General features: G+C 62.7%; 10 protein-coding genes. 6 read left to right on the top strand and 4 right to left on the bottom strand.

All coding sequences use genetic code 11. The features are described from left to right. Positions 1-42: 42 nt before the first annotated feature. From KUV39_RS02455 to KUV39_RS02430, 6 genes are all read left to right on the top strand, one after another. A complete protein-coding gene (locus KUV39_RS02455) occupies positions 43-192 on the top strand; it encodes a hypothetical protein (protein WP_008558764.1) in 150 nt (49 codons plus the stop codon). Next, positions 182-1,963 (top strand): hypothetical protein, encoded by a 1,782-nt coding sequence (locus KUV39_RS02450; protein ID WP_222458833.1) that lies wholly within the window; start codon positions 182-184, stop codon positions 1,961-1,963. Before KUV39_RS02455 ends, KUV39_RS02450 begins: the two co-directional genes overlap by 11 nt. Before the next feature lie 81 nt (positions 1,964-2,044). Next, positions 2,045-3,043, top strand: a complete 999-nt coding sequence (locus KUV39_RS02445) for a site-specific tyrosine recombinase XerD (RefSeq protein ID WP_222458832.1) — start codon at positions 2,045-2,047, stop codon at positions 3,041-3,043. Positions 3,044-3,163: 120 nt separating this feature from the next. Then, positions 3,164-4,474 (top strand): HlyC/CorC family transporter, encoded by a 1,311-nt coding sequence (locus tag KUV39_RS02440; RefSeq protein WP_037302840.1) that lies wholly within the window; start codon positions 3,164-3,166, stop codon positions 4,472-4,474. Between the two features lie 207 nt (positions 4,475-4,681). After that, positions 4,682-7,099 carry a GcvT family protein gene (locus tag KUV39_RS02435; RefSeq protein ID WP_222458831.1) on the top strand — a complete coding sequence of 806 codons (2,418 nt, stop codon included), beginning with the start codon at positions 4,682-4,684 and terminating at the stop codon, positions 7,097-7,099. A 244-nt stretch (positions 7,100-7,343) separates the two neighbouring features. Then, the gene (locus KUV39_RS02430; protein WP_222458830.1) at positions 7,344-7,958 is read left to right on the top strand and encodes a nucleotidyltransferase family protein; all 615 of its coding nucleotides are present in this window, start codon (positions 7,344-7,346) and stop codon (positions 7,956-7,958) included. A gap of 7 nt (positions 7,959-7,965) precedes the next feature. On the opposite strand, the gene KUV39_RS02425 is transcribed toward KUV39_RS02430, so the two are convergent. The 4 genes from KUV39_RS02425 to KUV39_RS02410 all read right to left on the bottom strand — a co-directional run bounded on the left by KUV39_RS02425 (position 7,966) and on the right by KUV39_RS02410 (position 12,924). After that, on the bottom strand, positions 7,966-8,553 hold the full coding sequence (locus KUV39_RS02425; protein ID WP_224833306.1) for a Hint domain-containing protein: 588 nt from the start codon (positions 8,551-8,553) through the stop codon (positions 7,966-7,968). 506 nt (positions 8,554-9,059) lie between these two features. Continuing rightward, entirely contained in the window at positions 9,060-10,508 is a 1,449-nt protein-coding gene (gene xylB, locus KUV39_RS02420; protein ID WP_222458829.1) for a xylulokinase, read from the bottom strand. Between the two features lie 41 nt (positions 10,509-10,549). Beyond that, the gene (xylA, locus tag KUV39_RS02415) at positions 10,550-11,854 is read right to left on the bottom strand and encodes a xylose isomerase (protein WP_222458828.1); all 1,305 of its coding nucleotides are present in this window, start codon (positions 11,852-11,854) and stop codon (positions 10,550-10,552) included. Between the two features lie 2 nt (positions 11,855-11,856). After that, on the bottom strand, positions 11,857-12,924 hold the full coding sequence (locus KUV39_RS02410) for a LacI family DNA-binding transcriptional regulator (RefSeq protein WP_222458827.1): 1,068 nt from the start codon (positions 12,922-12,924) through the stop codon (positions 11,857-11,859). Between the last annotated feature and the right edge of the window lie 333 nt (positions 12,925-13,257).

Here is a 13,257-nt window from a genome sequence, read left to right as displayed (position 1 = left end):
TAACTTGCACAAAAGCCAAAGAAGCAAGTGAGCGGGACACCCATGGGGCGATTGATCAAATACCTACTTTACATTGTTATCCTCGCAGCGATTGGTCTGGTGGTTTATGCCTATGTCGGCCCCTGGTTCGGCGCCGATTTTGATGCCCCGACCGAGGAAGTGCGCAAACCGGTGGTGTTGAATGCCGATTGAACCGGGACAACCTGTCCCAACGCAGGCGCGTGCTGCCCTGCCCGCCTCTTCTCTCTCCTGCCCCCCAGATGGTGGCCCTGCGCCCCATCTGGCCCCGCGATCCGGCGGGTTTCGTGCGCAGTTTTGCACAGGGGTGAGCCTGTGTGTGCTGGCCGCTGCATTGATGGCCGCCCCGACGCTGGCACGGGCGGAAACCGCAACGGTTGCCCCCGCCGAAAACCGCGACCAAAAGACGGGCCAGCCACAGCCCGGCTCGCCGCAGGCCAGCCCGGATCAATCCAGCCCAGCCAAACCCAACGCGCGCAGCAGCAATCCGTTGTCGGCCATTGACTGGCTCGCCACGCCAGCGCCAGACCCCGGCCTGCCCGGAACCGTCCTGCTGGAACCGCCAGTCACCGGATCAGCCAGCCTGCCAGAGGTGACGGTCACCCCCCTGACCAGTCTCACGCCCCCGATTGGCCTTGTGTCACCTGCCAGCACGGGGTTGCCTGTCGACCTGTGGCGCGGCAGCGACGCGCAGGTTCTGGCCCGTCTCCTGCACGCAATCCCCGTCGAACGCTCTCCCGCGATGCAGTCGCTCATGTTCACGCTGTTGCTGTCGGAAACCCGCGCCCCCGCAGAGGGCGCCGAAACACTGCTGCTGGCCCGTCTTGACCGTCTGATGGATCTGGGGGCCCCCGATCCGGCCCAGGCGCTGGCCGAGCAGGCAGGCCCGACCAAAACCAAGGCCCGTTTTCGCCGCTGGCTGAACGCCACGCTTTTGACCGGAGACGAACAGATTGCCTGCTCCACGCTGCAGCGCCAGCCCCATCTCGCCCCGGATTATGCCGCGCGCATCTTCTGCGCGGCCCGGCTTGGCGATTGGCAGACAGCCGTACTCTTGTGGGAGGCGGCGCAGGCTCTGGAGCTGTTGTCCAAGGCACAGCTCGACCTTCTCGATCGCTTCCTCAATCCCGACTTCTACGAAGACGCAGCCCCGCTGCCAGCGCCCAAACACTCCGATCCGCTGACGTTCCGCCTGTTTGAAACCATCGGAGAACGTCGCCCGACCGCCACCCTGCCCCGCGCCTTTGCCGCCGCCGACCTGCGTGACATCGCAGGCTGGAAGGCCCAGCTCGAAGCCGCAGAACGGCTGACCCGGATTGGTGCGCTCAATCCCAATCACCTGCTTGGCCTATATAGTGAACGCAGCCCTGCCGCCTCTGGTGGCGTCTGGGATCGGGTCGCAGCCCTGCAACGCTTTGAAACCGCCCTGCAGACGGGCAGCAGCGAAGCGGTGGCCAAAACCCTGCCAACCGCCTGGCGCGCCATGCAGACCGCGCGGATCGAAACCGCATTTGCCGATCTCTTCGCAGACCAGCTCGCCCGGATCCCGCTAGAGGGAGACGCCGCAGAGCTGGCCTGGCGCATCCGATTGCTGGCCCCGACCTATGAAACCGCCTCGCATGAGGCGCCAAGCGGATCGGATCAGGCCGCGTTCTGGGCGTCGATCGCGCAGGGCGTCCCCGATATGGCGCGCGCCCGCACAGGTCGCGATCAGGCCATTGCAGCGGCATTTGCAGACGGCAGCGAACCCCCGGCAGAGCTGCAGGCGCTGTTGACAGACGGCCAACTGGGAGAGGCGATCTTGCGCGCAATGATCCTGTTTGGACGGGGCGCAGATGGCAATCTTGGCGATCTGACAGATGCGCTGGCGATGTTCCGCGCAGTCGGGCTAGAGGACACGGCCCGCCGCGCCGCCCTGCAACTGATGCTGCTGGAGCGGCACTGACTGCCACATCCTGGTATCATCATTTCGATACATGTGCTCTGATCTCAGCCACCCGCCCGGCCAAAGGATACCGCACCCCAGATGCCCGCCCCACGTGATGATCTTCAGTGGATTTCCACCTTTCTTGATGCGCAGGCTGCCGATCTTGGCGCCGCACATAACACGCTGCTGGCCTATGGTCGCGATCTCAAGGATGTGGCAGCTTGGCTCGCCGCGCGACAAATCGGCTTTGAAACCGCCAGCCGGGATCAGATCGAATCCTATCTGATCGCCTGTGACGCCGAAGGCCTGTCGCGTGCCACCCGTGCCCGCAGGCTCTCGGCCATCAAGCAGATCTACCGCTTCGCCTTTGACGAAGGCTGGCGCAACGACAACCCGGCGATCCAGATCAAGGGGCCCGGGCGACAGAAATCACTGCCCAAGACGCTGGAGGTGATCGAGGTCGACAAACTCTTGGACGCCGCGCGCCAGTCTGGTCGCAACCTGCCTGACCGGATCCGAAACACCTGCCTGATGGAACTGCTCTACGCCACCGGCATGCGGGTGAGCGAACTGGTGGGCCTGCCTGTGACCGCAGCCCGAGGAGATCCGCGGATGCTTCTGGTGCTTGGCAAGGGCGGCAAGGAACGGATGGTGCCCCTGTCGCCGCCCGCCCGCGATGCGCTTGCCGCTTGGCTGGCACATCGCGACAGGGCAGAGGAGGCCGCTGTCGCCAAGGGCGCGCCGCCATCGCGATACCTGTTTCCCTCGCGCGGGAAATCCGGCCACCTGACGCGGCACCGGTTCTATCTGCTGATAAAAGAGTTCGCGGTCACCGCTGGCATCTCCCCCGAGGCAGTGTCCCCACACACCTTGCGCCACGCCTTTGCCACGCATCTGTTGGCCAATGGTGCAGACCTGCGCGCCATTCAGGCGCTTTTGGGACATGCCGATATCGCCACAACCGAAATCTACACCCATGTCCTTGACGCCCGGCTGAGCGAACTGGTGCTGGAACACCATCCACTCGCCCGGGGCACCGCCGCAGCCAGCAAGGGTGGCGCGCCTGACACCGACACTGACGCCGACACCAACGACTGAGCCCGGCGCGGTAAGGCCGAATATTTGCCCTTCACCTGCGACACAGGCGCAGCTGCCCCTTGCGACATGGCCCTACGCACCCCATAACCATGGGGATCTCAACACACTTTCGGGAACATGATGGACAGCACATCCACCTTTGCCGATTCCGCTTTCTGGACCACAGCAGGCGCAATTGTCTTTCTTTTGGTTCTTTCCGGCTTCTTTTCCGGCTCTGAAACCGCGCTGACGGCCTCCTCGCGTGGCAAATTGCGCAGCCAGGCCGACAAGGGCTCCAAGGGGGCGAAACGCGCCCTTGCCATCACCGAAGACAGCGAACGCCTGATCGGCTCCATCCTGCTGGGCAACAACCTGGTCAATATCCTTGCCACCTCCCTCGCCACTGCGCTGTTCACCCGCGCCCTTGGCGAAAGCGGCGTGGCTCTTGCGACGTTGGTGATGACCCTGCTGGTTCTGATCTTTGCCGAGGTTCTGCCCAAGACCTACGCCATCTCCAACGCCGAAAAGGCGGCTTCTGCCGTGGCGCCTCCGATCGGGGTTCTGGTCACGGTGCTGGCGCCTGTGGTGGGGGCGGTCCGCCTGCTTGTCCGCGGCGTGCTGCGCCTGTTTGGGGTGCGGATTGATCCCGACAGCCACATCATGGCGGTGCGCGAAGAGATCGCAGGCGCGCTGCACCTTGGTCACTCCGAAGGTGTGGTGGAAAAGGAAGACCGCGACCGTATCCTCGGCGCGCTCGATCTCTCCGACCGTTTTGTCGAAGAAATCATGCTGCATCGCTCCAACATCGAGATGATAGATGCCAATCTCGACCCGCAGAAGATCCTGGAACAATGCCTCACCTCGCCCCACACCCGCCTGCCGGTGTTCAAGGACGAGCCAGAGAACATCATCGGCGTGGTCCACGCCAAGGATCTCTTGCGCGAGATGTATGCCCAGATCGGTGGCCCGGATGGCGATGCTGCCTCCTTGCGCAACTTCAAGATCACCAGCGTGACCAAACCGCCCTATTTCGTCCCGGAAACCACAACGCTTGATGATCAGATGCGCCAGTTCCTGCGCGCGCGTACCCATTTTGCGCTGGTCGTGGATGAATACGGCACCCTTCAGGGGCTCATCACTCTGGAAGACATCCTCGAAGAAATCGTCGGCGAGATCACCGATGAATTCGACCCGGATGAAGAAACCGTCGTCAAAAAAGCACCCGATGGCCATTACCTGGTTGATGGGGCGACCACCATTCGCGACCTCAATCGCGCGACCGACTGGAACCTCCCCGACGAAGAGGCCAACACCATCGCAGGCCTCGTCATCCACGAGGCGCAAACCATTCCGGTGGTGGGACAGGTGTTTTCCTTCCACAACTTCCGCTTCGAGGTCACCGCCCGCGAGGGCAACCGCGTGACAGAGCTGAAGATCCGCCCCCTGCGCTGATCCCAAAACCAGCTGTCGCCTGCGATCTGAATGGCCGCTGCTCCAACCGGGCAGCGGCCTTTTTCATGCGCTTTTTGCGAAAAGCCACGCAAAACCCGCCGCAAATACCCGGTTCCCGACGGGGAGTGTCGTTTTTCCACTGGACTACTGTTCACATGTGTCCAGAATATATTCAACGAGTGCAAACACGACACAACGGGGACGGCGATGAAAACAACCACACGGGTAGCAGTGATCGGCGGCGGTGTCGTCGGGTGTTCGGTTCTCTACCATCTGACCAAACTCGGCTGGTCCGATGTCATGCTGATCGAACGTTCCGAGCTGACGTCTGGCTCCACCTGGCACGCCGCCGGCGGCTTTCATACGCTCAATGGCGACACCAACATGGCCGCGCTGCAGGGCTATACCATCAAGCTCTATCGCGAACTCGAAGAAATCACCGGCATGTCCTGCGGTCTCCACCACGTGGGCGGCGTCACCCTGGCCGAAGATCAGGAACGGTTCGACATGCTGAAGGCAGAACGCGCCAAGCACCGTTTCATGGGGCTGGAGACAGAGATCGTCTCTCCCGAAGAAATCGCCAAGATCGCGCCAGTGACCAATATCGACGGCATTGTTGGCGGGCTTTATGATCCGCTCGACGGCCACCTTGACCCCTCCGGCACCACCCACGCCTACGCCAAGGCCGCGCGCATGGGCGGCGCCACGATCGAAACCCACTGCAAGGTGGTAGAGACCAACCAGCGCCCCGACGGCAGCTGGGATGTGGTCACGAACAAGGGCACCGTGCACGCCGAACATATCGTCAACGCAGGCGGTCTTTGGGCGCGCGAGGTCGGTGCAATGGCCGGCGTCTACTTCCCGCTGCACCCGATGGAGCACCAATATATCGTCACCGATGAGGTGCCGGAAATCGCCGCGATCATCGACGCAGGCGGCGAACATCCGCATGTGATGGACCCGGCTGGCGAAAGCTACCTCAGGCAAGAGGGCCGCGGCCTCTGCATCGGGTTTTACGAACAGCCCTGCAAACCCTGGGCGGTCGATGGCACCCCGTGGGACTTTGGCCATGAACTGCTGCCCGATGACTTCGACAAGATCGAGGACAGCATTGCCTTTGCCTACAACCGCTTTCCCGCGCTGGAACGCGCAGGCGTCAAATCGGTGATCCACGGGCCCTTCACCTTTGCCCCCGACGGCAACCCGCTGGTCGGCCCGGTGCCCGGCATGCGCAACTACTGGTCCGCCTGTGCCGTCATGGCAGGATTTTCCCAAGGCGGCGGCGTTGGCCTGATGCTGGCCCAGTGGATGGTCGAAGGCGAATGCGAGCGTGACACATTCGCGATGGACTGCGCCCGCTTTGGCAACTGGATCACCCCGGGCTACACCCGGCCCAAAGTCATTGAAAACTATCAAAAACGCTTCTCCATCGCCTACCCGAACGAAGAGCTGCCCGCCGCCCGCCCGTTCCGCACCACGCCGATGTACGATATCTTTGATGGCATGGGCGCGGTCTGGGGCGCGCAATACGGGCTAGAGGTGCCGAACTATTTCGCGGCAGGAGACGAGCCGCGGTATGAGACCCCCTCCTTCCGCCGCTCCAACGCCTTTGACGCCACTGCACGCGAGGTGAAGGCCGTGCGCGAAAACGTCGGCATCAACGAGGTCCACAACTTCGGCAAATACCTGGTCAAGGGCGCCGGCGCCCGTGCCTGGCTCGACCGCATCATGGCCGGCCGGGTGCCACAGGTGGGCCGCCTGTCGCTGACCCCGATGCTGTCGCCCAAGGGCCGGCTGATCGGTGACTTCACCATCTCCTGCCTCAGTGAGGAAGAGTTCCAGCTCACCGCCTCCTATGGCTCACAGGCCTACCACATGCGCTGGTTCCTGCAGAACATGGACGCGGGCGTTCACCTTGATAACATCTCCGACACCCGCACTGGTTTTCAGATCGCAGGCCCCAAGGCACGCGAGGTGCTGCAGGCCTGCACCCGGTCCGATGTCTCGGACATGCTCTTCATGGATGTGCGCCGCCTGACCGTGGGCATGGCCGACTGCATCGTGCAGCGCGTCAGCTACACCGGTGATCTAGGATATGAGATCTACTGCGACCTGCCCAGCCAGCGCGCCCTGTGGGATGCGCTCTGGAGTGCTGGTCAGCCGCTGGGCATGAAACCCTTTGGCATGCGCGCGATGATGTCGCTGCGGTTGGACAAATTCTTCGGCTCTTGGCTGAGTGAATTCTCGCCCGACTACACCGCGGCGGAAACCGGGCTGGATCGCTTTATCTCCTTCAGGAAACCCGTTGATTTCATTGGCCGTGCCGCAGCAGAGGCCGAACGCGACGCTGGCCCCTCACGCGAGCTCTGCGCCTTTGAAGTCGACGCAGACGACGCCGATGTGGTCGCCTATGAACCGATCTGGCTGGATGGCGCGGTGGTGGGCTTTTGCACCTCCGGCGGCTATTCGCATCACGCGCAAAAATCCGTCGCACTGGGGTTTGTCCCGGTAGAGCGCGCACAAGAGGGGCTGAAGGTGGAGATCGAAATCCTCGGCAGTCGCCGCCGGGCCCGGTTGATCACATCGCCACTCTTTGACGCAGACGGGGCCCGGATGCGCGGCTAACCCCCGCCAGAGGGTCAGCCACGCTGACCTTCTGCGCCCCCTGTTGCACAGGCTGCGACCGCTTCCCCCACGTCACATGCGCAACACTTGGGTCCCAGGTCGGTCCCAATGTTTCGCACGCGAAACATTCCGTCAGCTAGACTGACCTTTCACCGCCTTTTGCTGGACCTGTTTCTTCTTCTTGCCCAAAATATCCCGACCGGAGGCCCCAACCGCCGGTCCAGACACCGGAGAGACAACCACCATGACCGCTATCGCCATTCTCCTCCTTGCGGCCGGGGCCTCCCGTCGGATGCAGGGGCGCGACAAGCTGATGGAAATGGTGCCCACCCCAGACGGCCCGCTCCCCCTGATCCGGGCGCGCTGCGATGTGGCGCAGGCCACCGGGCTTGCGACCTATGTCACCCTCCCCGCCCCGGACCATCCCCGCGCAGCTGTACTGTATACCTCTGTCACCCCCATCCCTGTGCCCGACGCAGCAGAGGGCATGGCCGCGTCGATCCGCGCGGGTATCAGGGAAATTGGGACAGACATCGACGGGGTGATGATTGTGCCTGCAGACATGCCGGATCTGACCACTGCGGACCTCAGCACGATGGCAGCTGCATTCTGCGCGGCCCCAGATCACATCCACCGCGCCACCAGTGCAGATGGCACAATGGGCCACCCTGTTGTCTTTCCCAGCCGCTGTTTCAAAGCGCTGTTGCACATTCAGGGCGACGCGGGCGCGCGGTCTGTTCTGCGCGGCGAAGAGATCCTGCGGCACCCCCTGCCCGGCTCCCATGCGCTCACCGATCTGGATACGCCAGAAGCCTGGGCCAGCTGGCGCGCGGCACAGAACCAGACCGACGCGCCATAGCGCGACATCAATGGATCAGCCACTGCGCCTCGCCTGCGCGGGCGCGCCGACCAATCTGCGGGCTGGCGGTTTTCGGGGTCAGCGTCTTCAGTTCGGGAAACAGCTCCAGCACCTCCTGCCGCTGCGCCCGATCCAGCCCTCGCAAGGATTGGTCGGCTGGCTGAAAGCTCTCGATCCAGGCCCCATCAGAGAGCACCACCTCATGACGGTCAAAGACGAAATGGATGTATTCGATACTGCTGGTTTCCACCGCATCCACACCGTTCAGACCGGTCAGATGTTTCGCCGCGATCAGGATCTCGCGGTTTTCAAAGTAGAATGCAGTCTTGTCATTGGCGATCAGAACCCGGTGATTGGGGCTGACCAGCAGATCGCGCTCCGGCATCCCATCGCCAAGCGCGCCTTCGGCAATCAGAACGGGCTGAAACTCGCCCGCGTCCTTCAGCTTTTTATGGTCAAGGTGACGCGAACCGATCCAGCGGATTGTTTGCAGGCCGTTGTCGCGGGTCACGACCCTGTCCCCGACATTCAGGGCTTCAACCGCGCAGGCACCAAAGGGGGTCGCAATATGTGTTCCGGGCGTAAAACAGGGCACGTCACGGTCTCCGTTAAAAAGCCCGACCACCTCGGTTGCGCGCAAGGGGCAACCGGCCAATGGCCTGCTTTCGCTGGTTTGATCTGGGCTGCAACACTCTGCGCAGCAATGAAGAGAGCGCCGGGACAAATCCGGCCGCGTTGGACACAGGTTACTTCACGCCGATGTGTCCAAAAAAGAACAAAATCTTAACGATCATGGATCACAGCAGCCCATCTGCCGTCAGGGAAACAGGTCTGAGGCCAACCTATTGTTTCCATTTCCCACGGCCTGCACCCAGCCGGGCGCCTGCATCTGCGGATTTCGGGGCCAGCCGTTTCCATAGCGCAGACAATTGGTCGGGGTGGTGGCCCCTCTCGCGCCGGTGATCCGTCACCGCCATCGGCAAGGGTCCGCACGGGGTTGTCGCGCCACCGGCAACAATCCACACAATTTTAGACAACTTGAATCCTTCGCCCCGATCAATCGGCACATCCGCTGCGGCAATTGCGCCGAATCAAATGAAATCAAGCGACTGGCTTCAACCGCGCGGCGGTTTGCCTGCGAAACAGCTGATAGCGGGCCTCATATTGCTCGCGCAGTGCGGCCTCGGGCTCGATCACCTGGGCAATCTCTGGCGTCAACAGGACCTCCGAGGGGGGCTCGCCCGTCACCGCAAGACGCGCTAATCGCGCCGCCCCCAAAGCGGCACCGAATTCGCCATCTTTGGGCAGGCAAAGCGGCAGATTCAAAACAGTTGCCAGCAGACGCACCCAGTAAAGGGACTTACTGCCACCTCCGATGACCAGACAGCGCTCAAGCCCGGCTCCCGTGGCCTTCAGCGCCTCAAGACAATCGCGCATTCCGAAACTGACCCCTTCCATCACCGCCCGCGCGAGATCGTCTGTGGTCGTTTGGACGCCAAGTCCCTCAAAGCCACCACGCAACTTGGCAGAGTTATGTGGTGTGCGCTCACCTGAAAGGTAGGGAAAGAAGGTGGCCGTGCCGGGTGGGCCAAGCTGGTCTCCGATGGGCGCTGTCAGCTCTGCAGGGCTGCGCCCGGTGATGCGCCCCAGCCAGTTCATGCAATCGGTGGCCGACAGCATGACACCCATCTGATACCAGCGATCCGGGATGGCGTGGCAGAAGGTATGCACCGCCGTTGCCGGATCAGGGTGAAACCCGTCACGGGCGGCCAGCACCACGCCTGAGGTGCCGAGAGAGACAAACCCCTGCCCCTCGGCCATCACGCCCGTGCCACAGGCCGCAGCGGCATTGTCACCAGCGCCGCCAGAAACCACCACGTCAGGGCGAAGCCCCCAGTGCGCGGCCAGTTCTGCGCGCAGGGTGCCCGCCGCCGCGCAGCCCTCGACCAGATCGGGCATCTGATCGCGCCGCATGTGCCCAGCACTCAGCAGGCGTTCCGACCAGTCCCGCGCGCCAACATCCAGCCACGAGGTGCCCGCACTGTCGGACATGTCCGCCACATGCCGCCCGGTCAGATGCAGATTGAGATAGGCCGCAGGCAAAAGCACCTTGGCGGTTTTCGCAAAAATCTCCGGCTCATGACGCTGTACCCATAAAAGCTTTGGCGCGGTGAAACCCGGGAAGACGATATTGCCGCTGAGGCTGCGCACCTCATCTGTCGCGTCCAGCTCTGCAGCCTCTGCCGCAGAACGGGTGTCGTTCCACAGGATGCAGGGCCGCAGCACCTGATCGGCGCGATCCAGCAGGACTGCCCCGTGCATGTGACCTGCCACCGCGATCCCGCGAATGCCGCTGTATCCGGGGGTGCCCTGCAACTGTGCCATCGCCTGATCCAGCGCGGTGATCCAGCTGCCGGGATCCTGCTCTGACCAACCGGGATGGGGGTGCTGCGCAGAATACTGCGCCTCGGCTGAGGCAACGGGTTGACCGGAGGCGTCCGTCATCAGCGCCCGCAGGCCGGATGTGCCAAGATCAATGCCTAGATACATGTCTGTCCCCTCTCCCGGTTGCGGCGCTCTGGTCTGTCGCTTCAGACGAAGCGGTTGACCAGGGCCTCCAGCTGTTCCTGACGGCCCGACACCGGCTGCGGGTTCAGCGCCTTTGCCTCGGCCTGATCGGCGATGGCGTCCAGCGTCGCGCCCTTGTCCAGATAGCCCTGCGCCTCGGGACTGTCCCAACCCGCGTAGCGCGCGCGGCGCTTCGTCTCCAGACTGTCACTCTCCAGCATGGCGGCGGCGGCGCGCAGGCCGCGGGCGCAGACATCCATTGCCCCCACATGGGCGGCAATCAGATCCTCGGCATCCAGGGACTGGCGGCGCAGCTTGGCGTCGAAATTGGTGCCGCCGCTGCCAAAGCCACCGCCGCGCAGGATTTCGTAGTAGGCCAGCGCCACCTCTGGCACGTTGTTGGGGAACTGATCGGTGTCCCAGCCGGACTGGTAGTCGTTGCGGTTCATGTCGATGGACCCAAAGATCCCCAACGCATTGGCCATGGCGATTTCATGTTCAAAGCTGTGACCGGCAAGGATAGCATGGCCCTGTTCGATATTGACCTTCACCTCGTCCTCAAGACCAAAGCGTTTGAGAAAGCCGTAAACGGTTGCGACGTCATAGTCATACTGGTGCTTGGTCGGCTCCTGCGGTTTGGGTTCGATCAGGATCGCCCCTTGGAAACCGATCTTGTGTTTGTAGTCGACCACCATCGACAGGAAACGGCCCATCTGCTCCAGCTCGCGCGACAGATCGGTGTTGAGCAGCGTTTCATAGCCCTCGCGCCCGCCCCAAAGGACATAGTTCTCGCCCCCCAGACGGTGGGTCAGATCCATACAGGCCCGCACGGTGGAGGCGCAGTAGGCAAAGACGTCCGGATCGGGATTGGTGCTGGCCCCGGCCATATAGCGGCGGTTGGAGAACATATTTGCGGTCCCCCACAGAAGTTTCGGGCCACCATCGGCCATCTTCTGTTCCAGCACATCGCCCATGGCGTTCAGCCGGGCATGGCTTTCTGCCAGGCTGTCCCCCTCTGGGCGGATGTCGTGGTCATGGAAACAGTAATAGGGCACGCCAAGAATGCGGAACATGTCAAAGGCGGCATCTGCCTTTTTGCGTGCCAGATCCATCGTGTCGGCCGGGAACCAAGGCCGATCAAACGTCTGCCCGCCAAAGGGATCGTTCCCTTCCCACACGAAATTATGCCAGTAGCACACGGCAAAGCGCAGGTGGTCCTCCATCCGCTTGCCCATGACGATTTCGTCGGGGTTGTAATGGCGATAGGCCAGCCCGTCGCTGTCGGGATCGTAGGAAATCGGCGCGATATGATCGAAGTAACCAGCCATGGTCAGGCCCCTTTGTTTGGCCCGGCCGCAGGCTGCGGGGGCATGTTGTGTTTGAAATGAACCGCCGGGGTGATCTGTCCGGCAGTGGGATCCAGCGCCAGCCCGTCGCTGAGCGCGGTTAAGGCGGCGAGCGCCTGTGACAGTTCCTGTGCGGGTTTCTGATCGATCACCGCATCAATCAGCCCGTCAGCGACGGCCTTGCGGGTCGCATCACAGAGTTCGTGGCTCACCACCACGGGGCGGCCGGCGATGTTGTCGTTGCCTTGGTGGTCCAATGCTGCAATCAGGCCCGGAACCCCGGCCCCCAGATTGTATAGTCCGGTAATCCCCGGCTCTGCGGCGAGGGCTGCAGTCAGAAGCTGGTTCAACCGCGTCGGATCATCGCCCGTCTCCAGCGGTGGCAGAACATCCATCTGATCCGCAACCACCTCGCAGAAGCCCGCGTAGCGTTCGGCGTGGTCGCGGGCCTGCAGGCTGCCCATCACCGGCAGAATGAGGCCGCGCTGGGCGTGGCTGCGATGGGAAAGCAGGATGAGATCTGCCGCCGTGCGCCCTGCGGTGCGGTTATCAATCCCCACATAGCAGTCACGATCGCCCTCTGCGCTGTCTGCCACCAGGGTCACCACCGGGATCGACTGCGCCCGCGCCCGGCCCAAGGCGGCGGATACCTCTGGGTGGTTCACAGCCACCACGCAAAGCCCGTCACAGCCCGCCCCCACCGCGCGGTCAATTTCCAGCGCGAGCGCTTTGGGGTCAAAGGGGGGCACGGGCGTGATCGTGATCGCCTGCCGCGCCTTGCGCTGGGCCTCTTCCTGTTCGCTCAGCAACTGGCGCAGCGAGGCAAAAAAGCCCCCCGCCGCATTGGGCAGCAGGACATGGAACCGGTATAGACGCCTGCGGGACAGGTTGGCTGCGGTTATGTCGCGCTGATAGCCCAGCTTGGCGATTGCCGCCTCTACGCGGGTTTGGGATTTCTTGGCGACCCCACCGCGTTTGTTCAGCACGCGATCAGCTGTGGCATAGCTCACCCCGGCCTCGGCAGCGACATCGTGAAGGGTTGGTTTGCGCATGGCGGGATCCGGCAGTTGCGTCGTTGTGATAATGATAGACGTATATCATTTAATGATAGACGTCCATCATTTCCTGCAAGCGTCGCATTTCATCGCCCCCTGTTCCGAAATCCCGGGCAAATTCTGCCTGCGTGTCGGAACCCGATCTTAACCCTGATGGCGCATCACATGTCACAGTCTTCGCCCAGCCATTGCCATGATCGGCCCGCCCCGATCTGCGCAGAGGAGAGCGGAGAAACTTGCATGTTGCTTCGGGATGGTATACGGCGGCATACAAAATGCGAAGGAGTCGCGTGTCGCCCTTATTTTCAGGGCTTTCGTCTCCGGCGTTTC

Origin of the sequence: Phaeobacter italicus (assembly GCF_019801785.1) — a bacterium.
In the GTDB taxonomy this organism is placed as follows: Bacteria; Pseudomonadota; Alphaproteobacteria; order Rhodobacterales; family Rhodobacteraceae; genus Phaeobacter; species Phaeobacter italicus.
The sequence above is the reverse complement of the archived record's forward strand: the minus strand, read 5'-3'. Positions and strand labels throughout refer to the sequence as shown.

Bases quoted from the DNA above. Each gene is read 5' to 3' on its own strand.
- KUV39_RS02455 (WP_008558764.1), top strand. From the start codon at position 43: ATGGGGCGATTGATCAAATACCTACTTTACATTGTTATCCTCGCAGCG.
- KUV39_RS02450 (WP_222458833.1), top strand. From the start codon at position 182: ATGCCGATTGAACCGGGACAACCTGTCCCAACGCAGGCGCGTGCTGCC.
- KUV39_RS02445 (WP_222458832.1), top strand. From the start codon at position 2,045: ATGCCCGCCCCACGTGATGATCTTCAGTGGATTTCCACCTTTCTTGAT.
- KUV39_RS02440 (WP_037302840.1), top strand. From the start codon at position 3,164: ATGGACAGCACATCCACCTTTGCCGATTCCGCTTTCTGGACCACAGCA.
- KUV39_RS02435 (WP_222458831.1), top strand. From the start codon at position 4,682: ATGAAAACAACCACACGGGTAGCAGTGATCGGCGGCGGTGTCGTCGGG.
- KUV39_RS02430 (WP_222458830.1), top strand. From the start codon at position 7,344: ATGACCGCTATCGCCATTCTCCTCCTTGCGGCCGGGGCCTCCCGTCGG.
- xylB (WP_222458829.1), bottom strand. From the start codon at position 10,508: ATGTATCTAGGCATTGATCTTGGCACATCCGGCCTGCGGGCGCTGATG.
- xylA (WP_222458828.1), bottom strand. From the start codon at position 11,854: ATGGCTGGTTACTTCGATCATATCGCGCCGATTTCCTACGATCCCGAC.
- KUV39_RS02410 (WP_222458827.1), bottom strand. From the start codon at position 12,924: ATGCGCAAACCAACCCTTCACGATGTCGCTGCCGAGGCCGGGGTGAGC.